The sequence below is a fragment of the Cyanobium sp. T1B-Tous genome (assembly GCF_024345475.1).
GTDB lineage: Bacteria > Cyanobacteriota > Cyanobacteriia > PCC-6307 > Cyanobiaceae > Cyanobium_A.
In genome coordinates this window covers 1-19590 of record NZ_JAGQBE010000033.1, presented here as the reverse complement: position 1 = coordinate 19590, position 19590 = coordinate 1, and the positions used below count along the sequence as shown (strand labels likewise).

The following is a 19590-nucleotide window of genomic DNA, read 5'->3' as shown; positions in this document are numbered from 1 at the left end:
GCGAGAAAAAGACGAATGAGGAGAGAAAAACGGAAACCCGGACCCTGGATCCGGAACGGCCGTCAGGTCGCAGCCACGGCGTCGATGATGGTGTGGTTGATCACCACCCGGCCCACGGTGGTGAGCAGGTAACGGCTGATCAAGGCGCCATCCTCATCGAAGCGGTCGCGGCGGTAGAGCCACTGCTCAATGCGGGTGCCATCGCTGAGGGTTTCTTCCTTCTGGGGCTGCTTGTCCTCGTCATCGCTCTCCACCTCCCCGTTGAAGCGGACCCACACCCAGTCGTGCAGGACCAAGTGCTTTTCCTCGAAGGCGTCGATCACGTCGTCGAGGTTGGCAAACGTCTTGGCACGGTCGCCGAATTCGGGCTTCACCGCACCGGGCTCCTCCGCGGTGAGGTAGTAAGCGCCAAGCACCATGTCCTGGGACGGGGTGATGATCGGCTCACCGGTGGCCGGCGACAGGATGTTGTTGCTGGCCAGCATCAACATGCGGGCTTCGGTCTGGGCCTCGATCGCCAGGGGCACGTGCACGGCCATCTGGTCACCGTCGAAGTCGGCGTTGAAGGCGGGGCACACCAGGGGGTGCAGCTGGATGGCGCGGCCATCCACCAGCTTCGGCTCGAAGGCCTGAATGCCAAGGCGGTGCAGCGTCGGCGCCCGGTTCAGCAGGATCGGATGCCCTTCGATCACCTCCTGCAGCACCTGCATCACCTCATCGTCGGCACGCTGGATCAGCTTCTTGGCGGCCTTGATGTTGTTGACGATGTTCTGACGGATCAGGCGGTGGATCACAAACGGCTGGAACAGCTCGATCGCCATCTCCTTGGGCAGACCGCACTGGTGCATCTTCAGCTTCGGACCCACCACGATCACGGAACGACCGGAGTAGTCGACCCGCTTGCCGAGCAGGTTCTGACGGAAGCGACCCTGCTTGCCCTCGATGATGTCGCTGAGCGACTTGAGCGCCCGGTTGTTGGCACCCACCACGGTGCGGCCGCGGCGGCCGTTGTCGATCAGGGCGTCGACGGCCTCCTGCAGCATCCGCTTCTCGTTGCGGACGATGATTTCGGGCGCCAGGATCTCCTGCAGGCGCGCCAACCGGTTGTTCCGGTTGATCACCCGGCGGTAGAGGTCGTTGAGGTCGGACGTGGCGAAGCGGCCGCCATCGAGCTGCACCATCGGGCGCAGATCGGGGGGAATCACTGGGATCACATCCAGCACCATCCACTCGGGACGGGCGCCGGTGGCGATGAAGTTGTCGATCACCCGCAGGCGCTTGATCAGCTTGGCCCGCTTCTGCCCCTTGCTGGCGGCAATCTCCTCCCGCAGCTGTTCAGCGGTCTCGTTGAGCTCGAGATCTTCGAGAAGCTGCTTCAGGGCCTCGGCACCGATGCCCACCACGGGCTCGTTCTCGATGTCGGAATCTTCGGCGTAGATCTGGTCTTCGATCTCCAGCCACTCATCTTCGGTGAGCAGCTGCTTGTAGGTGAGGTCCTTGTGGTCGCCCGCATCGAGCACCACGTAGCAGTTGAAGTAGACGATCTGCTCGACGTCGCGCAGGGGCATGTCGAGCAGGATTGCCACGTAGCTGGGGATCCCCTTCAGATACCAGACGTGGGAAACGGGGGCCGCCAGCTTGATGAAGCCCATGCGGTGACGGCGCACCCGGCTCTCGGTGACCTCCACGCCGCAGCGCTCGCAGACAATGCCGCGGTGGCGCACCCGCTTGTACTTGCCGCAGTGGCATTCCCAGTCTTTCGACGGGCCGAAGATCTTCTCGCAGAACAGCCCGTCCATCTCGGGCTTGAGGGTGCGGTAGTTGATGGTTTCGGGCTTGGTCACCTCACCCACCACCTGTCCGTTGGGCAGCGTGCGCTGCCCCCACTGCATGATCCGCTCGGGCGAAGCCAGCGTGATCTTGACGTAGTCGAAGTGGTTTTCGGTGCGGAGATTGCTGTTAGACATCGGGATTGGGGCGCGCGGAGATCCAGAAGGAAGGGCTAGTCAGCGGGGTGCTGCAAACAAGCAATCAGTCGTCGTCGTAATCCGCGACGCCGAGGGATTCGTAGGTGGGCCGGCTGGGGGTGCTGCGGCGAGGGTTGACGTCCTGCATCAGATCCACTTCCTCACCGGCGTCCGTGTAGACGGCGATGTCGAGGCCCAGCGACTGGAGCTCGCGCATCAGCACCTTGAACGACTCGGGAGTGCCCGGACGGGGGATCGGTTTGCCCTTGACGATGGCGTTGAGCGCCTCGTTGCGGCCCTGCATGTCGTCGGACTTGACGGTGAGCAGTTCCTGCAGGGTGTAGGCGGCGCCATAGGCCTCGAGGGCCCAAACCTCCATCTCACCCAGACGCTGGCCGCCCTGCTGGGCCTTGCCGCCCAAGGGCTGCTGGGTCACCAGGGAGTAGGGGCCGGTGGAGCGGGCGTGGATCTTGTCGTCCACCAGGTGGACCAGCTTGAGGATGTGGGCGTAGCCCACGGTGACGGGCTGGTCAAAGGGCTCGCCGCTGCGGCCGTCGATCAGCTGGATCTTGCCGGGATTCTCCGGGTCGTAGACCCAGTCCTTACCAGGCAGGTTCGCCGCTTCCTCGAGGTAGGCCTGCACCGTCTGCTTGCTCTTCTCGGCGCCGTGCATCTCATCGAAGGGCACCACTTTGACCCGACAACCCAGGTGGGACGAGGCCCAACCCATCAGGCACTCAAACACCTGGCCCACATTCATGCGGCTCGGCACACCCAGGGGGTTGAGCACGATGTCGATGGGGGTGCCATCGGGCAGGTAGGGCATGTCCTGCTGGGGCAGGATCCGGCTGATGATGCCCTTGTTGCCGTGGCGGCCGGCCATCTTGTCGCCCACCTGAATCTTGCGGCGCTGGGCCACATACACCCGCACCACCATGTTCGCGCCCGGCGGCAGCTCATCGCCCTGCTCGCGGGTGTAGATGCGCACGTCGACGACGCGGCCCCGCTCGGTGCTGGGCACCCGGAGGGAGTTGTCGCGCACGTCGCGGGCCTTCTCACCGAAGATCGCGCGCAGCAGCTTCTCCTCGGGCGGCTGGTCGGATTCGCCTTTGGGCGTCACCTTGCCCACCAGGATGTCGCCGCTCTCGACATAGGCACCAATGCGGATGATGCCCATCTCATCGAGGTGACCCAGGCTCTCCTCGGCCACGTTGGGGATTTCCCGCGTGATCTCCTCAGGACCAAGCTTGGTCTGGCGGGCTTCGATCTCGTACTTCTCGATGTGCACCGAGGTGTAGAGATCGTCGTGCACCAGCCGATCGCTCAGCAGGATGGCGTCCTCGTAGTTGTAGCCCTCCCAGGGCATGTAGGCGATCAGCACGTTCTGGCCGAGGGCGATCTCGCCACCCTCACAGGCCGAACCATCGGCCAACACCTGACCGGCGATCACCGGATCGCCCTGGCGGACGATCGGACGCTGGTTGAGGCAGGTGTCCTGGTTGGAGCGCTGGTACTTCTGCAGGTGGTGCACATGGTCGGTGCCCTGCTCATCGCGGATCACGATGGCGGTGGCATCCACAAAGGTGACCGTGCCATTGACCCGGGTGATCGGCACCATGCCGGAGTCGCGGGCGACCTGGGTTTCCAGGCCCGTGCCCACCAGCGGACGCTCAGGGCGCAGCAGGGGAACGGCCTGGCGCTGCATGTTGGAGCCCATCAGGGCCCGGTTGGCGTCGTCGTGCTCGAGGAAGGGGATCAGGGAGGTGGCGACCGAAATCACCTGAACCGGTGAAAGCTGGACGTAATCCACCTGCTCAGGCGGCACCTTCTCAAAGTCCTGGCGGTAGCGCACCGGCACCAACTCAGCGGTGATCCGGCCCTCGGCGTCGGTGGGGACGTCGCCCGGGGCCACGCGGCACTCGTCCTCCAGGTCGGCGGAGAGGTAGATGGGATCGCCACTCTTGTGGACGATGCCGTTTTCCACCTTCCAGAACGGGGTTTCAATGAAGCCGTACTCGTTGACCCGGGCGTGGGTGGCGAGCGAACCGATCAGACCGGCGTTCGGCCCCTCCGGGGTTTCGATCGGGCAGATGCGGCCGTAGTGGGAGGGGTGGATGTCACGCACGGCAAAGCCGGCGCGCTCTCGGGTGAGACCCCCTGGGCCCAGGGCGCTGATGCGGCGCTTGTGGGTGAGCTCGGCCAGGGGATTGGTCTGGTCCATGAACTGGCTCAGCTGGCTGGAGCCAAAGAATTCCTTGATCGCCGCCACCAGGGGCTTGGGGTTCACCAGCTGGGCGGGAGTGAGGCTCTCGGTCTCCCCGACCGTCATCCGCTCCTTGATGATCCGTTCGAGACGGTTCAGGCCCACGCGCACCTGGTTCTGCAGCAGTTCGCCCACGGAGCGCACGCGGCGGTTGCCCAGGTGGTCGATGTCATCGAGGCAAGCCCCGCCCACATCGAGCTCGAGGTTGATCAGGTAATCGATCGTGCTGAGCACGTCCTCGGGGGTGAGGGTGCGCACCGCATCGGGGATCGTGAGGCGCAGCTTCTTGTTGATCTTGTAGCGACCCACCCGGCCCAGGTCGTAGCGCTTGGGATCGAAGAAACGGCTGTGCAGCAGGGTCTGACCGCCACTCACCGAGGGGGGCTCACCCGGACGCAGCTTCTTGTAGAGCTCCAGCAGGGCCTGGTCTTCCGAGGAGATGCCCTCGTCGTTGGCCGCCTCGATCGACTTCTGGTAGTACTCGGGGTGCCGCAGCTTGTCGAGCACGTCGTTGTCCGACAGGCCGATGGCCCGCATCAACACGTGGGCGTTGATCTTGCGGGTTTTGTCGACCCGCACGTGCAGCAGGTCGTTCTTGTCGGTTTCAAACTTCAGCCAGGCGCCCCGGTTGGGGATGAGGCTGGCGTTGAAGGTTTTACGGCCGTTCTTGTCCTGCTCGTCCTTGAAATAGACCCCGGGCGAGCGCACGATCTGGTTGACGATGACGCGCTCGGCACCGTTGATGATGAAGGTGCCGCGCTCGGTCATCAGGGGCAGTTCGCCGATGAAGACCTCCTGCTCCTTGATCTCGCCGGTCTCCTTGTTGACCAGGCGGCAGGTGACATACATCTGGGACGCGAAGGTCGCATCGCGACGCTTCGCCTCTTCCACATCGTGCCGGGGACGCTTCAGCCGGTACTCGCTACCGATGAAGTGCAGTTCGAGCTTGCCGGTGTAGTCGGTGATCGGGGAGAAGCTCTCGAGCTCCTCGATCAGGCCCTTCTCCAGGAACCATTTGAAGCTGGCGCGCTGCACCTCCACCAAATCGGGCAGGTAAGTAACGGTCTTAGCGACCTGGATCGCGCTGCTCATGCGGTGAACCTGCAGGAACGGGTGGAAGTGAACTGGCTGGTGGGGCATCCCTGGTTGGGCGCCGCCGCTGATTGAGCGACCCGCAGCCGCCCACACGAACAGCCGCCCCCCGGATGGGGAACGGCCGCCCATGGGGGCTCGCTTAACGGGGTTGCTTCAAGACTGCAGGCGTCGACAACAAGGAGCGCTTCCGCTTCCAGGCCAATGAAACATCATACATTGTGAAGTGGCAGGGAGAACAGACGGGCCGCATTGGAAGTGCTGGTAAGGGCCACTTGGGTGAGCGTTTCCCCACGCAGCTCGGCCACCCGGGCCGCCACCGAGGCCACGAAGGCCGGTTCGTTGCGCTTGCCCCGCCTGGGCACGGGCGCCAGGAAGGGGCAGTCGGTTTCCACCAAATAGCGATCTGCGGGCACCTGCCGGGCACAGGCATGGGTGGCCTCGGCCTTGGGGAAGGTGACGGTGCCACTGAAGCTGATGTAGAACCCCAGCTCCAGAAAGGCGGCCATTTCCTCGGGTGTGCCGCCCCAGCAGTGCATCACACCCGCTGGACAGGCGCCCCGCTCGGCCCGCTGACGCAGCAGGGCCAGCATGGGATCGGCCGCATCCCGGCAGTGCACGATCACCGGCAGATCGAGTTCGACCGCCAGATCGAGCTGGGGTTCGAGCATGGCCACTTGCTGCTCGAGGTTGGTCTCGCGGAACAGGTCGAGACCGAGCTCGCCGATGGCCACGACCCGGGCGTCGTCCTGGGCTGCCTGGCGCAGCACCGCGGCGGTGTCATCCCGCCAGTGCTGGGTGTCGAGGGGATGAACCCCGACGGAATAGCGCAGCTCGGGGAAGCGGTCGGCCAGGGCCCGGATTGCCGGAATCTCGGCCGGCTCCACGCAGGCATGCACCAAGGCTTGAACCCCCGCCTCCCGCCAGCGCTGGGACACCGCATCCAGGTCGTCGTCGAAATTGCGGAAGACGATGTGGCAGTGGCTGTCCACCAGCGCCGGGGTCACGGCCATGGGGCTGGGAGGGGGATTCAGGCCTTGGCCGCAGCGGCGGGTTCAATCACCTGCTTGACCGCGGCGCTCAGGCGGGATTTCTGATTGGCACCGGTGTTGCGGTGCAGCACACCCACCTTGACGGCCTTGTCGATTTTGCTGAAGGCGGCGTTCATGGTGTCCTGAACGGCCGTTTTGGAGCCCTCATCCGGCTTCTGACCGTAGGCCGTGCAAGCCGTGAAGCAGCGCTTCATCAGGGTGCGCAGCGCCGACTTGTAGGTGCGGTTGCGGAGGCGGTTGCGCTCAGCGACATCAATGCGCTTCTTCGAAGACTTGTTATTGGCCACAGGCGGACGGACGCTGGTTCGGCAGTCGAGAATCCTACCTTCAGGCCCTCCGCCCTGTCGTGGCGGTGCCCTGAGCCAGCGGCGCCCTAGTTTGACAAGCCCCGCCAGCGTGCTGTCCCGTGGTCGCGTCGTCTCCCGCCCTGTCGATCGCCAGCCTGCGGGATCACAGCGGTGATGAGGCCCGTAACGGGGCCAGTGACGGGACCAGCCCGGCCGCCCAGCGCCTCGCCGCCATCGCCGGCCGCACCAGCGGCGGCCGGATGAAGGAGGAGACGGCCCGCGTGGAGGCGATCCTGGCCCAGGTGCAGGAGCAGGGCGATCGGGCCCTGCTCGACCTCACCGAACGCTTCGACGGGGTGCGGCCCGACCCCCTGCGCATTCCCCCCGAACGCCTGGCCGCCGCCTGGCAGGCCACCCCTCCGGCGCTGCAGGAGGCCCTGACCCTGGCCCATCAACGGATCCTGGCCTTCCACGAGCAGCAGCGCCCCGCCGACCTGGCCGTGATCGGCCCCCATGGGGAGCGGCTCGGACGCCGCTGGCGGCCCGTGGAGCGGGCGGGGCTTTACGTGCCGGGGGGAAGGGCCTCCTACCCCAGCACCGTGTTGATGAACGCCGTGCCGGCACGGGTGGCCGGGGTGGGGCGGCTGGTGATGGTCACGCCCCCCGGCCCCAGTGGCGAACCGAATGCCACGGTGCTGGCCGCCGCCCACCTGGCCGGGGTGGAGGAGGTGTATCGCGTCGGGGGCGCCCAGGCGATCGGGGCCCTGGCCTACGGCACCGAAACCATTCCGGCGGTGGATGTGATCAGCGGTCCAGGCAACCTCTACGTCACCCTGGCCAAGAAGGCGGTGTATGGCCGCGTGGCGATCGATTCGCTGGCCGGCCCCAGCGAAGTGCTGGTGATCGCCGACCACACGGCCCGGGCCGACCAGGTGGCCGCCGACCTGCTGGCCCAGGCCGAGCACGATCCCCTGGCCGCCGCCATCCTGCTCACCACCAGTGAAGCGCTGGCGGCAGCGGTGCCAGCGGCCCTGGAAGCCCAGCTGCAGGGCCACCCCCGGGCTGAGATCACCCGCACCGCCCTCAACGACTGGGGGCTGATCGTGGTGTGCGACAGCCTCACCCAGGCGGCTCGCCTGAGCGACTGCTTCGCGCCCGAACACCTGGAGCTGCTGGTGGAAGACCCGGAGGGCCTGGCCGAGCAGATCCAACACGCCGGCGCCATCTTCCTGGGCCCCTACTCCCCGGAGGCCGTGGGTGACTACCTTGCCGGCCCCAACCACACCCTGCCCACCTCCGGGACGGCGCGGTTTGCCGGGGCCCTGAGCGTGGAAACGTTCCTGCGCCACACCAGCCTGATCCAGTTCAACCAGCAGGCCCTGGAAGCTACCGGAGCCGCGGTGATCACCCTGGCGGAAAGCGAGGGTCTGCACAGCCATGCCGAATCGGTGCGGCGCAGGCTGAACTGAGATGGGGGAGCTGGGCGCGCCATGGTGACGTTTCACTCCACCCGGCTGGAACGCACCACCACGGCCAGCTTCAGCTGCCATGACATCAGCGCCGAGCTGCAGGCCTTCGTGGAGTCCAGCGGGATCCGCAACGGCCTACTAGTGGCCGCGGGCCAGCACACCACCACCGCCCTGGTGGTGAACGAGGCCGAGGAACGGCTGCTGGGCGACATCGAGCGCCACTTCCTGGCCCTGGCACCCCCCGAGCGGGCCTACGCCCACAACGACCTGCACCTGCGGCCGGGCATTCCCGCCGATGAGCCGCGCAACGCCCACGCCCATCTGATCGCCCTGAAGCTGGGCAACCACCTCACCCTGCCGGTCGTGGACGGCCGCCTGGGCCTGGGCCGCTACCAGGCCGTGCTGCTGGTGGAATTGGATGGCCCCCGTCAGCGCCAGGTGCTGCTGCAGCTCAGCGGCGTCTGAGGGGTCGGGGAGCTCGCCTGCCTCAGCGCTTAACCAGATCCCGCACCCGGGGCTCACCATCGACGATCTCGCCCACCAGCACCTGGTCGGTGATGTTCACGAACAGGCCGTTCTCCAGCACCCCCGGCAGGTTGTTGATCGCCGCCTCCAGGGCGGCCGGTTCGCTGATGCCGCCGGCGAATTTCACATCCAGCACGAGGTTGCCCTGGTCGGTCACCACCGGGCCAGCCTTTTTCACCGCCATGCGCAGCTGGGCATCGCCGCCCAGGACGGCGAGCTCGGCCTGAACTTGCCGCCAGGCGCCAGGGAGCACCTCCACCGGCAGCAGGAAGCCGAGGTTGAGGGTGTCCACCAGCTTGGTGGAATCCACCACCACCACGAAGCGCTGGGCACGGCGCGCCACCAGCTTTTCCTGCACGTGGCAGGCGCCGCCGCCCTTGATCAGCTGGAAGGAGGGGTCCACCTCGTCGGCGCCGTCGATGGCCAGATCGATGCGCTCGATCGCATTGAGGCTCTTGAGCGGGATGCCCAGTTCGGCGGCGAGCACCTCCCCCTGGAACGAGGTGGTGACCCCCACCACATCGGTGAGCTCACCACTGCGGAGCTTGGCCCCCAGGGCCTGAATCATCAAAGCCGCCGTAGACCCGGAGCCCAGCCCCACCACCATGCCGCTCTTGATCTGCTCGGTGGCGGCGGTGGCCACCGCCTGCTTCATCCGGTCCTGCAGATCCGACATCCATCACTCCTGAACGGGCCGCGACCGTAGCAGCGCTTAACCGGAGTGGGGCAAGGCCGCCGGCTTGATCGTGAGGTTGAGTTCCCGCTGGCCGCGAACCACCGTGAGTGGCAGGGGCTGCCCCACGGTGCTGTGTTCGACCCGCTCCAGCAGGCTGGCCGGGTCGGGCACGGGCTGGTCATCGACGCCCACCACCAGGTCGCCGCGGCGCAGGCCGGCCGTTTCGGCCGGGCTTTCGGGCAGCACCCGCTGCACCAGGGCCCCATCCCGCTCCGGCAGCTGCAGCAGGGCCTCGGGGTCGCGGTTGTTGTCGCGGGCGCGGCGGGCCGTGAGGGGCACCAGCTGCAGCCCGAGGTAGGGGTGCACCACCTGGCCACCGCTGCTCAGCTGGCCGGCCACCCCACGGGCCAGGTTGATCGGGATCGCAAAGCCCAGGCCCGCTCCAGGCCCCGACCGCACCAGGGTGTTGATGCCGATCACCTCACCGTTGGCATTGATCAGCGGGCCACCGGAGTTGCCGGGGTTGATGGCGGCGTCGGTCTGGATCAGATCGAGGCGCTTGTCGGAGAAGCCCAGGCTGTTGATGTTGCGGTGCAGGCTCGACACGATGCCCAGGGTCACCGTGCGCTCCAGCCCATAGGGGCTGCCCATGGCGATCGCCCAATCCCCCACCTCCAGGGCCTCGGAATCGCCGAGGGGCGCGGCGCGCAGGTCCCGGGGGCCGGAGATCTTGACCACGGCCAGATCGGTGACCGAATCGGCGCCCACCACCGCCCCATCCACCTGGCGGCCATCGGCCAGGGTCACCTCCACGCTGTCCACCTGGTCCACCACGTGGGCATTGGTGAGCACCAGACCCTTGCCGGCGTCAATCACCAAGCCGGACCCCTGGCCCCGTTCTCGCATGCTGCCCGACGGGTCGCCAAACAGATCGCGCAGGAAGGGATCCAGCAGGGCCGGATCGAAGGGCTGACGGGCCACCTCACGCTCGGTGTCGATGCGCACCACCGCCGGCGCCACCGCCCGGGCCGCCTCGGCCACGAAGCTGTGGGGGGTGCTGGCCGGGGCTGACACGGGCGGCACCTCCAGCGCCAGGGCCGCGGCTGTGAGCGGTCCGGGCCCGGCGCCAAACCCAAGCAGCAGCGCAAGCAGGGGAACCAGCAGCAACGACAGCAGGGTCATGGGGCCGGTCGGGGTGATCCAGAGGCTAGGGACACCTCCAGCGCAGCAGGGTGTGGTGCAACCCGCCCTCGGGATTCAGCTCCAGCCAGCGCCCCCCCGGATCCTCCGGCCTGTCCAAGGGGCAGGGCTGCACCGGGCCGAAGCCACACAGGGTGGAGGGACAGCCCAGCAGCGGCACCTCGGGACGGCCCGGCAAGGGCCCTTGCCAGTGCTGATGCACGTGGCCAAAGAGCACCGCCTGGAGCTGGGGCTGGGGAGCCAACAGATCCAGCAGGGCCGCTCCATCCCGCAGGCCAATCGCATCGAAGCGGGGATCACCGATCGCCACGGGCGGGTGATGCACCGCCACCACCAGGGGAAGGCGGCTGGGGCCCGCCAACTGCTCCGCCAGCCAGGCCAACTGGCGCGCCCCCAGCCAGCCCTCCACGCAGGCGGCCCGGTGGCTGTTCAGCAGCAGCAGGCGCACACCGGCGATCACCAGCGCCGCCGGCGCCAGCACGGCCTGACGCCCCAGGGCGGCACGCAACCGCAGCGGATGGTCATGGTTGCCGGCCAGCAGGGCTACGGGCGTTGGCCAAGCGGCCAGGCGGTCGCGCAGCAGGGCATACCCCGCCCAGCTTTCGTCCTGGCAGAGGTCGCCGCTGATCAGCAACAGATCGGGCTGCGGGGCCTGGATGGAGGCCTGCTGCAGAGCCCGATCCAGACAGGCCCAGGGCTGGCGGCCCCGGAAGCGGCCCTCCGGATCGGCCAGCAGGTGGGGATCACTCAGCTGAAGCAGGCGCATCCGCCTAAATTGCCTTCAGAACGCTCAGTCGGCCATGGCAGCAATTCCCCCCGGCTCGCGTCAGCGCTGCAGCCTGTGTCAGGTGGAGATCCAGGGCATGGTCGGCGGCAACGACCTGGTGCACTTCAGCCAGGGGGCCCCGGGCACCCGCGCCAAGTTGTGGGCCCGGGTGTGTCAGTACCTGCGCACCGGCGAGCAGAAGGGCCAGTGCCTCAACCAGGACCCCGGCCTGCGGGGCAACGTGCAGCCCAGCGACTTCTTCGCCGAGGCTCCGGTCATTGAGATGCCCCCCCTGGGCGGCCTGGGTCCCGGGGCCGACCATCCCCTAGGGTGATCCCTTGCCCGGCGGGCAATCCCTGACGCACGCTTCAGCCCCAGGCTGAACCCTTGTGCCTCCCAGGGCAGTTTTCCAGACTGCAACAGCCGGCGGGCCGCCTGCCCCCAGCTCCCCTGCAGCATTGCCCCACCCCCTCCTGCCCGACCTGGAGCGCCTGGCCCAAGCGGCCGTGACGCATGCCGGCTTCGAGCTGAAGGGAGTGCACCTGTTCACCCACCGCATCCCCATGACGGTGCAGGTGTTGGTGCAGCGGGCCGATGGCAGCGACATCAGCCTCGACGAGTGCGCCTCCCTGAGTGCGCCGCTCGGCGAGGCGATCGAGGCAGCCGAGATTCTCGGCGATGCCTATGTTCTGGAGGTCAGCAGCCCTGGCGTCAGCGACGACCTGGACGATGACCGGGACTTCCGCAGCTTCCGCGGATTCCCGGTTGACGTGCACTATCGCGACAGCAAGGGCCTTGATGTGCGACGCGAAGGGCTCCTGCTCGAGCGCGATGCGACGGATGTGCACCTGAACATCCGCGGCCGCACCCAGCGCATCCCCCGGGACGCCGTGATCAGCGTCCGGCTGGTCACCCCGACCCAGCCCTCCTGACCGCCCCCTGACCATTTCTCACCCCTGATCCATGGCCCTGGTTCTGCTCCCCGGTCTGAACAACCTGATCGAGGACATCAGCGAAGAGAAGAAGCTGCCGCCCGCCGTTGTGGAGGCCGCCCTGCGGGAAGCCCTCCTGAAGGGCTATGAGCGCTATCGCCGCACCCTCTACCTGGGGATCAGCGAAGACCCCTTTGAGGAGGACTACTTCTCCAATTTCGACGTGGGCCTCGACCTCGAAGAGGAGGGCTACCGGGTGCTGGCCTCGAAAATCATCGTCGAAGAGGTGGAGAGCGAAGACCACCAGATCGCCCTGGCTGAAGTGCAGCAGGTGGCCGATGACGCCCAGATCGGCGACACGGTGGTGCTGGATGTCACCCCGGAGAAAGACGATTTCGGTCGCATGGCCGCCGCCACCACCAAGCAGGTGCTGGCCCAGAAGCTGCGCGATCAGCAGCGCCGGATGATCCAGGAGGAATTCGCCGATCTGGAGGATCCCGTGCTCACCGCCCGGGTGATCCGTTTCGAGCGCCAGAGCGTGATCATGGCGGTGAGCAGCGGCCTGGGCCGGCCTGAAGTGGAGGCCGAACTGCCCCGCCGCGACCAGCTGCCCAACGACAACTACCGCGCCAACGCCACCTTCAAGGTGTTCCTCAAGGAGGTGAGCGAGGTGCCCCGCCGCGGCCCCCAGCTGTTCGTGAGCCGCTCCAATGCCGGCCTGGTGGTCTACCTGTTCGAGAACGAGGTGCCCGAGATCCAGGAGGGTTCCGTGCGCATCGTGGCCGTGGCCCGGGAAGCCAATCCCCCCTCCCGCTCGGTGGGCCCGCGCACCAAGGTGGCCGTCGACTCGGTGGAACGGGAAGTCGACCCCGTCGGAGCCTGCATCGGCGCCCGGGGCTCCCGCATTCAGCAGGTGGTGAACGAACTGCGCGGCGAGAAGATCGACGTGATCCGCTGGTCCCCCGACCCGGGTCAGTACATCGCCAACTCCCTGAGCCCGGCCCGGGTGGAGATGGTCCGTCTGGTGGATCCCGAGGGCCAACACGCCCACGTCCTGGTTCCCTCCGACCAGCTCAGCCTGGCCATCGGCCGGGAAGGGCAGAACGTGCGCCTGGCCGCCCGGCTCACCGGCTGGAAGATCGACATCAAGAACGCCAGCGAATACGACCAGGCCTCCGAAGATGCCGTGGTGTCCGAGCTGATCGCCCAGAGGCAGGAAGAGGAGGCGCTGCAGGCGGAAGCCGAAGCGCGTCTGGAAATCGAACAGGCCGCCCGCGCCGAGGAGGATGCCCGACTGCGGGAGCTCTACCCCCTGCCGGAAGATGAGGAGGGGTACTACGAGGACAATGGCGACGTGACCGCGGACGAACCCGCCATGGAAGCCCCCGAAGACACCGCCCAAGACACTGGCGAAGACACCCCGGAAGCTCCGGCAGATGAGCCGGCTGGCGTGGACGAGGACGGGGCCCGGTGAGTCGCCGGCCCGTGCTTCGGCGCTGCGTGGCCTGCCGGGAGCTGCTGGATCGCCAGCAGCTCTGGCGGGTGATCCGGCTGGCCGAAGGGGGAATCGGGTTGGACCAGGGCATGGGCCGTTCGGCCTATCTCTGCCCCAGCCAGGTGTGTCTGGACGAGGCGAAACGACGCAAGCGTCTGCAGCGGGCCCTGCGCTGCCAGGTTGCAGATTCCATCGTCGAAACTCTGGAAAGGCGCCTGACATCCGGCGCTGATCTCGCCTCTGAGGCAAGATGAACATTGGCCGCAGAGCGCGTGCGGCCTGGTGTGCCCCTCGGCCCCGCTTGGCGGCCCCTGGGCCCCGACCCGGTGGCCCCTTGGGCCCCGACCCATGGAGACCTGAATGACCAGCAGCGGCAAAGTCAGAATTTATGAGCTGTCCCGGGATCTAGGCCTGGAGAACAAGGACGTGCTCGATGCCGCCGAGAAGCTGGGGGTTGCGGCCAAGAGCCACAGCAGCTCGATCAGCGACGACGAAGCGTCCCGCATCCGCTCCTTGATTGAGACCGGCAGCAACGGCAGTCCAGCGGCCGCGCCAGCTGCCCCGACAGCCCCACCCAAGGCCATTCTCTCCGTGAAAAAGGCTGGAGCCGGCGAGGCCCCCCAACCCAGCGCCCCGGCTCCTGCCGCCACCAAGCCGGCGTCCGCCCCGGTGGCCGTGAAGCCCGCAGCCCCGGCCGCACCGGCCAAACCCGTGATGCCCCCAGCCCGCCCGGCGGCAGCCACGCCGAGCAAGCCAGCCGTGGTGGCCAAGCCCGCGTTGGCCAGCAAACCTCCGGTGCCCAGCAAGCCCGCTCCGCCCGCCAAACCGGCCGCGGCGGTCATCGGTAAACCCGCCCCTGCGCCGAGCAAGCCGGCCGCGACACCAAGCAAGCCCGCTGCGGCTCCCTCCAAACCGGTGGTGATCGCCTCCAAACCGGCACGCCCCGTCACCCCAACGCCAGCCCGACCGGCAACCCCGCCCCCCGCACCCACCAGCCGCAAGCCGGAGCTGCCGGTGCGACCTGCTCCCAGCAAGCCCCAGTTGGTGGGCCGCCCCACCAGTCCCGGCGCTGGCAGCACCAGCAGCCGGCCGGCCCCACCGGCGGGCCGCGCCCCCTTGAGCCAGCGCCCCGCCCCACCGCAGCGCCCTGGAGCGCCCGCCCCCACCCGGCCCGGCCAGCCCGGTGCCCGTCAGCCTGGAGCGCCGGGTCGCCCCGGCCCCACCCCACTCGAGCTGGTGGGCAAGCCGATCCGCCGCGACACCGCAGGCCCCGGCACTCCCGGGGCTCCCGGTCGCCCGGCTGCGCCCGGCCGCCCCGGCATGCCCGCAGGCATGCGCAAGCCGATGGCTCCTGGCGAGCTGATGCAGCTGCAGAAGCCCTCCGGGCGGCCCACCGCTCCGCCGCCCCGCCGCCCCGGTGATCGCACCGAAGCGGGAGCGCCCAGCGGCGGCACCGGAACCCCCGACCTGGTGCGCCCCAGCGCCACACCCCCGGCGGCTCCCAGACGCCCGGGCTTCCGCGCCCCCACACCCGCCGGTGCGGCCGGCCGGCCCCGCCGCCCGGACTGGGACGACAGCGCCAAGCTGGAAGCCCTGCGCAGCCGCACGCCGCAGAAACAGCGCACCAAGGTGCACATCATCGGCGAAAACGATGATGCCCTCACTGCCGAAACCGGTGGTTACGCCGGCGAACAGGAAGCCTTTGTGCTGCAGGCGAGCCTGGCCCGCCCGGCCAAGCCCCGGGCTGCCGCCGCTCCCGCCGCCAAGCCCATGGCGGCCATGCGCAAGCGCAAGAAGGAAACCACCCGTCAGCGCCAGCGGCGCCGGGCCATGGAGCTGCGGGCCTCCCGCGAGGCCAAGGCCGTGCGGCCCGAAATGCTGATCGTGCCGGAGGGCAACCTCACGGTGCAGGAGCTGGCCGAAAAACTCGGCGTGGAAAGCTCCGAGATCATCAAGAGCCTGTTCTTCAAGGGGATCATCGCCACGGTCACCCAGAGCCTCGATCTCTCCACGATCGAAGCGGTGGCCGAAGAATTTGGCGTGCCGGTGCTCGAAGACGACGTCGAGGAGGCCGCCGCCAAGACGGTCGAGATGATCGAGGCCAGCGACCTGGCCCACCTGATCCGTCGCCCGCCGGTGGTGACCGTGATGGGCCACGTCGACCACGGCAAAACCAGCCTGCTGGACGCCATCCGCAAAACCCGGGTGGCCGCCGGCGAGGCCGGGGGCATCACCCAGCACATCGGTGCTTACCAGGTGGAGATCCCCCACGCCGGCGAGCAGCGCAAAATCACCTTCCTGGACACCCCGGGCCACGAGGCCTTCACCGCCATGCGGGCTCGGGGCACCAAGGTCACCGACGTGGCCGTGCTCGTGGTGGCCGCCGATGACGGCGTCCGTCCCCAGACCCTGGAAGCGATCAGCCACGCCCGGGCCGCCAAGGTGCCGATCGTGGTGGCCATCAACAAGATCGACAAAGAGGGTGCCTCACCGGATCGGGTGAAGCAGGAGCTCTCGGGCCTCGAGCTGGTGGCCGAAGACTGGGGCGGCGACACCGTGATGGTGCCGGTGAGCGCCATCAAGGGCGAAAACGTCGACAAGCTGCTGGAGATGATCCTGCTGGTGACGGAGGTCGAAGACCTCCAGGCCAACCCGGATCGGATGGCCCGCGGCACCGTGATCGAGGCCCACCTCGACAAGGCCAAGGGTCCGGTGGCCACCCTGTTGGTGCAGAACGGCACCCTGCGGGCCGGCGACGTCCTGGCGGCCGGCCCTGTGCTGGGCAAGGTTCGCGCCATGGTGGACGACACCGGCAAACGGGTGAAGGAGGCCGGCCCCTCCTACGCCGTTGAAGCCCTTGGCTTCAGCGAAGTGCCCACCGCCGGCGACGAGTTCGAGGTTTACCCCGACGAGAAGACCGCCCGCTCGGTGGTGGGTGACCGGGCCAATGAGGCCCGCGCCACCCGCCTGGCCCAGCAGATGGCGTCCCGCCGGGTGTCCCTGGCCTCGATGTCTGGCCAGGCCAGCGAGGGCGAGCTCAAGGAGCTCAACCTCATCCTCAAGGCCGACGTTCAGGGAAGCGTGGAGGCCATCCTCGGGTCCCTCGAGCAACTGCCCCAGGGCGAGGTGCAGGTGCGGGTGCTGCTCTCGGCTCCGGGCGAGATCACCGAAACCGACGTCGACCTGGCCGCCGCCTCAGGGGCGGTGATCGTGGGCTTCAACACCTCGATGGCCCCCGGCGCCAAGCGCGCCGCCGATGCCACGGGTGTGGACGTGCGCGACTACGACGTCATCTACAAACTGCTCGAAGACATCCAGCTGGCCATGGAGGGCCTGCTGGAGCCCGAGCTGGTGGAAGAACCCCTGGGCGAAGCCGAGGTGCGTGCCGTGTTCACCATCGGCCGCAGTGCGGTGGCCGGCTGCTACGTCACCACCGGCAAATTGCAGCGCAACTGCAAGGTGCGGGTGTGGCGGGGCAAGGAAAAGGTGTTCGAGGGCGACCTCGACTCCCTGCGCCGCAACAAGGACGACGTCAAGGAAGTGGCCACCGGCTTCGAGTGCGGCATCGGCACCGACCGCTACACCGGTTGGCAGGAAGGGGATCGGGTGGAGGCCTTCAAGCTGGTCACCCAGCGCCGCACCCTCAGCACCTGAGTCCCGTGACCCCTCGCAGCGAGCCCCTGCTCTGGCTCCAGCTGATTGCCCTCGGGGCCATTCCGCTGGAGCTGCTGGGGCTTCTGCTCCTGCTAGCCGGAGCGGATCCTGGGCCCTTGCCCGGCCTGGAGCGCCTGCTGGCCTGGGCCATCGGCACCTTGGGGCCCGCCATCCTGCTCTGGAAGCGCCCAGCCGACGTTGGTTCCCTGCTGCTGGTCCAGGCGCCCCTGAGGGCACGCAGCGAAGCCCAGCGGACGCTGTCAGCCCTACAAAGCCCCGTTGCCCTCAAACTGACCATGGTGGGCGGCGCAGCCGCCCTGCTGCCCCTGTTTTGGTGGATGGATCAGCACGCCGCACTGGCGGCATCCCTATCCCCCCTGGCCGCGAGTCCCCGCTTGGTTGGCCTGCTGCTGGCCTGCCCCCTGCTGGCCTTGATCCTGTGGCAGTGGCAACAGCTCACCCAGGCGCTCGCCCTGCTGCGCATCGGCCCGGAAGCCATGGCGGCCGTGACTCCCCTCACGGCCAGCCAGCTGGACAGCCAACGCCTCAACCTGGGCCTGCCCCTGCTGCTGCTCAGCCCCCTCGAGATCCCAGAACCTGAACCCGTCCGGCCTCAGCCTGAAGTGGAGCCCGAGCCGGAACCTGAGAACACCCCCATCACCCCGAACCAGCCCGCACAGGAGGAGGACCCGTCCTCCATGGAGGCCTTAACGCTGGACCCAACGTCGATCGGCATGGAAGCGTCAGTCGCCGACGCGGTTGCGATCCAGCCAGAGGAGACTGCCGAAGAGCCCGAGGGCGCCGAGCTGGATCAGGAGATCCCCTGAGGCCACCTCCGCACCACTGGCCGATCGCATCGCCATGGTGGCCAAACCCACGGCTCCGGAAGCAGCCAAGGCCAGCCAGAGAGCTCGACGCAGACCTCGCCAGGGCGTGCGGGCTTCCTGCAGCAGGCGCGCCTTCAGGGCGGGATCAATCGATTCACGCTTGGATCCCATCACCACACACCCATCAAGGCCGACCCCTGAATGCTAATTTCATCAGGACGCCGGTGTAGCTCAGTGGTAGAGCAACTGATTCGTAATCAGTAGGTCGTCGGTTCAAATCCGATCTCCGGCTTAAGAACACAAACACGACCCGCATTTCCCAGCACCTAAGCCTGCTGGGCTTGCGAGTTCCAAGCTCACCTGGAGCGAGCTTCCAGATGGGCAACGGCCTCAGAGAGCTGCAGCAGACGCTGTTCAGGCGGCCCAACCAGTTCAATCAATAGGGGGCCATTCTTGAGCGGAAAGATCTCGAAACACCCTTCCCGGTAAATCTGTTTAAAGAGCGTATCGACTTCGGAGCGATAGGACTGATCAACCGGGCGAATTCCATCGTTCTCCATCGCAACCGGCCACACTTCCGACTGGGGAACGAAGGCCAGAATGTCGAGATGGTCTAGCGCCTCTCTAACGGCAGGCAGCATCGAACGAACAAACGCATCATCAATATCCGTCAAGCCCTGATTAGCCGTGTACTGAGAATAGGCCAAATAATCAACCGGGGCTCGATCAAAGATGACCCGCTGATCAGACGTGGCGTAACGATGAACACGGCTGATGCTGTAATACAGCTGGATTCCGTTCTGCAATCGGGTCGAAGCTTCGCGAAAGAAAATCTCGTAGGGCCCTTGCAGACCCAGCACGCGATAGGGCTCTTCCTCGCGGATGTAGTCGTTTCGGGAAGCAACCCAATCGTTCACGACCGTGGACTTCCCCAGGGAATGGGATCCGGAAACCGCAATCCGCATGCCCTACAGCCTCAAACACGCCCAGCTTAGGGAGCGGGAAACGGCTTAGAGCGATCCCCAACCAGGCGAACGCGAACCCAACAAAAAGCCCCCTCTTGCGAGGAGGCCGTGGGGATTCCGTTTGGCTTGTTCAGCCTCAGCTGATCGCTCAGCCGATGGCCGGTGCGGTCAGAGCCACGGGGGTGGCTTCTGCAGCGGCCAGGTCCAGCGGGAAGTTGTGAGCGTTGCGCTCGTGCATCACTTCCATGCCCAGGCCTGCACGGTTCAGCACGTCCGCCCAGGTGTTCACCACGCGGCCTTGGCCGTCGAGGATCGACTGGTTGAAGTTGAAGCCGTTCAGGTTGAAGGCCATCGTGCTCACGCCCAGGGCGGTGAACCAGATGCCAACCACGGGCCAGGCAGCCAGGAAGAAGTGCAGGC

General features: G+C 67.3%; 17 protein-coding genes, 1 tRNA gene and 1 pseudogene. 9 read left to right on the top strand and 10 right to left on the bottom strand.

Annotated features, from left to right (window positions below):
- Positions 1–62: 62 nt before the first annotated feature.
- From KBY71_RS09020 to rpsT, 4 genes are all read right to left on the bottom strand, one after another.
- Complete coding sequence (locus KBY71_RS09020; RefSeq protein WP_190389969.1) at positions 63–1967, bottom strand: DNA-directed RNA polymerase subunit gamma; 1905 nt, start codon at positions 1965–1967, stop codon at positions 63–65.
- 64 nt (positions 1968–2031) lie between these two features.
- A complete protein-coding gene (gene rpoB / locus KBY71_RS09015; protein WP_254928589.1) occupies positions 2032–5322 on the bottom strand; it encodes a DNA-directed RNA polymerase subunit beta in 3291 nt (1096 codons plus the stop codon).
- Positions 5323–5534: 212 nt separating this feature from the next.
- Positions 5535–6335, bottom strand: a complete 801-nt coding sequence (locus tag KBY71_RS09010; RefSeq protein WP_254928588.1) for a TatD family hydrolase — start codon at positions 6333–6335, stop codon at positions 5535–5537.
- A 17-nt stretch (positions 6336–6352) separates the two neighbouring features.
- On the bottom strand, positions 6353–6661 hold the full coding sequence (gene rpsT, locus KBY71_RS09005) for a 30S ribosomal protein S20 (protein ID WP_254928587.1): 309 nt from the start codon (positions 6659–6661) through the stop codon (positions 6353–6355).
- A gap of 155 nt (positions 6662–6816) precedes the next feature.
- Here rpsT and hisD point away from each other — a divergent pair, with 155 nt between their 5' ends.
- The gene (gene hisD, locus KBY71_RS09000) at positions 6817–8130 is read left to right on the top strand and encodes a histidinol dehydrogenase (RefSeq protein WP_261354737.1); all 1314 of its coding nucleotides are present in this window, start codon (positions 6817–6819) and stop codon (positions 8128–8130) included.
- 21 nt (positions 8131–8151) lie between these two features.
- The gene (locus KBY71_RS08995; RefSeq protein ID WP_396095185.1) at positions 8152–8595 is read left to right on the top strand and encodes a secondary thiamine-phosphate synthase enzyme YjbQ; all 444 of its coding nucleotides are present in this window, start codon (positions 8152–8154) and stop codon (positions 8593–8595) included.
- Positions 8596–8617: 22 nt separating this feature from the next.
- Here KBY71_RS08995 and rpiA read toward each other — a convergent pair whose 3' ends face one another.
- Genes rpiA through KBY71_RS08980 form a run of 3 tightly spaced genes read right to left on the bottom strand, consistent with a single transcriptional unit; the run spans position 8618 to position 11297 of the window.
- A complete protein-coding gene (gene rpiA, locus KBY71_RS08990) occupies positions 8618–9331 on the bottom strand; it encodes a ribose-5-phosphate isomerase RpiA (RefSeq protein WP_254928585.1) in 714 nt (237 codons plus the stop codon).
- Positions 9332–9367: 36 nt separating this feature from the next.
- Complete coding sequence (locus KBY71_RS08985) at positions 9368–10513, bottom strand: trypsin-like peptidase domain-containing protein (RefSeq protein WP_254928584.1); 1146 nt, start codon at positions 10511–10513, stop codon at positions 9368–9370.
- Positions 10514–10538: 25 nt separating this feature from the next.
- Entirely contained in the window at positions 10539–11297 is a 759-nt protein-coding gene (locus tag KBY71_RS08980; protein ID WP_254928583.1) for a metallophosphoesterase, read from the bottom strand.
- 34 nt (positions 11298–11331) lie between these two features.
- Between KBY71_RS08980 and KBY71_RS08975 the strand changes: the two genes are divergently transcribed.
- From KBY71_RS08975 to KBY71_RS08950, 6 genes are all read left to right on the top strand, one after another.
- Positions 11332–11631, top strand: coding sequence for a hypothetical protein (locus KBY71_RS08975; protein ID WP_254928582.1), 300 nt, complete (start codon positions 11332–11334; stop codon positions 11629–11631).
- Between the two features lie 124 nt (positions 11632–11755).
- Positions 11756–12229 carry a ribosome maturation factor RimP gene (gene rimP, locus KBY71_RS08970; protein WP_254928581.1) on the top strand — a complete coding sequence of 158 codons (474 nt, stop codon included), beginning with the start codon at positions 11756–11758 and terminating at the stop codon, positions 12227–12229.
- 31 nt (positions 12230–12260) lie between these two features.
- Positions 12261–13703, top strand: a complete 1443-nt coding sequence (nusA, locus tag KBY71_RS08965; RefSeq protein WP_254928580.1) for a transcription termination factor NusA — start codon at positions 12261–12263, stop codon at positions 13701–13703.
- Positions 13700–13978 carry a YlxR family protein gene (locus KBY71_RS08960; RefSeq protein WP_254928579.1) on the top strand — a complete coding sequence of 93 codons (279 nt, stop codon included), beginning with the start codon at positions 13700–13702 and terminating at the stop codon, positions 13976–13978. Before nusA ends, KBY71_RS08960 begins: the two co-directional genes overlap by 4 nt.
- A 106-nt stretch (positions 13979–14084) precedes the next feature.
- Complete coding sequence (infB, locus tag KBY71_RS08955; protein WP_254928578.1) at positions 14085–17378, top strand: translation initiation factor IF-2; 3294 nt, start codon at positions 14085–14087, stop codon at positions 17376–17378.
- A gap of 5 nt (positions 17379–17383) precedes the next feature.
- Positions 17384–18205, top strand: coding sequence for a low-complexity tail membrane protein (locus KBY71_RS08950; protein ID WP_254928577.1), 822 nt, complete (start codon positions 17384–17386; stop codon positions 18203–18205).
- Here the strand turns inward: KBY71_RS08950 and KBY71_RS08945 are convergent.
- Positions 18122–18376, bottom strand: a complete 255-nt coding sequence (locus KBY71_RS08945) for a DUF3493 domain-containing protein (RefSeq protein ID WP_254928576.1) — start codon at positions 18374–18376, stop codon at positions 18122–18124. The two genes, KBY71_RS08950 and KBY71_RS08945, sit on opposite strands and share 84 nt — an antisense overlap.
- Before the next feature lie 49 nt (positions 18377–18425).
- Between KBY71_RS08945 and KBY71_RS08940 the strand changes: the two genes are divergently transcribed.
- Positions 18426–18497, top strand: a tRNA-Thr gene (locus tag KBY71_RS08940).
- 64 nt (positions 18498–18561) lie between these two features.
- Here the strand turns inward: KBY71_RS08940 and KBY71_RS08935 are convergent.
- Entirely contained in the window at positions 18562–19170 is a 609-nt protein-coding gene (locus KBY71_RS08935; protein WP_254928575.1) for an AAA family ATPase, read from the bottom strand.
- A 148-nt stretch (positions 19171–19318) separates the two neighbouring features.
- Positions 19319–19590, bottom strand: a pseudogene (locus KBY71_RS08930) (photosystem II q(b) protein); the annotation flags it as partial.

What these genes read in the sequence shown, in the direction of transcription:
- nusA (WP_254928580.1), top strand. Translation starts at nt 12,261, where the DNA reads ATGGCCCTGGTTCTGCTCCCCGGTCTGAACAACCTGATCGAGGACATC.
- KBY71_RS08985 (WP_254928584.1), bottom strand. Translation starts at nt 10,513, where the DNA reads ATGACCCTGCTGTCGTTGCTGCTGGTTCCCCTGCTTGCGCTGCTGCTT.
- rpiA (WP_254928585.1), bottom strand. Translation starts at nt 9,331, where the DNA reads ATGTCGGATCTGCAGGACCGGATGAAGCAGGCGGTGGCCACCGCCGCC.
- KBY71_RS08980 (WP_254928583.1), bottom strand. Translation starts at nt 11,297, where the DNA reads ATGCGCCTGCTTCAGCTGAGTGATCCCCACCTGCTGGCCGATCCGGAG.
- KBY71_RS08945 (WP_254928576.1), bottom strand. Translation starts at nt 18,376, where the DNA reads ATGGGATCCAAGCGTGAATCGATTGATCCCGCCCTGAAGGCGCGCCTG.
- rpoB (WP_254928589.1), bottom strand. Translation starts at nt 5,322, where the DNA reads ATGAGCAGCGCGATCCAGGTCGCTAAGACCGTTACTTACCTGCCCGAT.
- KBY71_RS08935 (WP_254928575.1), bottom strand. Translation starts at nt 19,170, where the DNA reads ATGCGGATTGCGGTTTCCGGATCCCATTCCCTGGGGAAGTCCACGGTC.
- infB (WP_254928578.1), top strand. Translation starts at nt 14,085, where the DNA reads ATGACCAGCAGCGGCAAAGTCAGAATTTATGAGCTGTCCCGGGATCTA.
- KBY71_RS08995 (WP_396095185.1), top strand. Translation starts at nt 8,152, where the DNA reads ATGGTGACGTTTCACTCCACCCGGCTGGAACGCACCACCACGGCCAGC.
- KBY71_RS09010 (WP_254928588.1), bottom strand. Translation starts at nt 6,335, where the DNA reads ATGGCCGTGACCCCGGCGCTGGTGGACAGCCACTGCCACATCGTCTTC.
- KBY71_RS09020 (WP_190389969.1), bottom strand. Translation starts at nt 1,967, where the DNA reads ATGTCTAACAGCAATCTCCGCACCGAAAACCACTTCGACTACGTCAAG.
- KBY71_RS08975 (WP_254928582.1), top strand. Translation starts at nt 11,332, where the DNA reads ATGGCAGCAATTCCCCCCGGCTCGCGTCAGCGCTGCAGCCTGTGTCAG.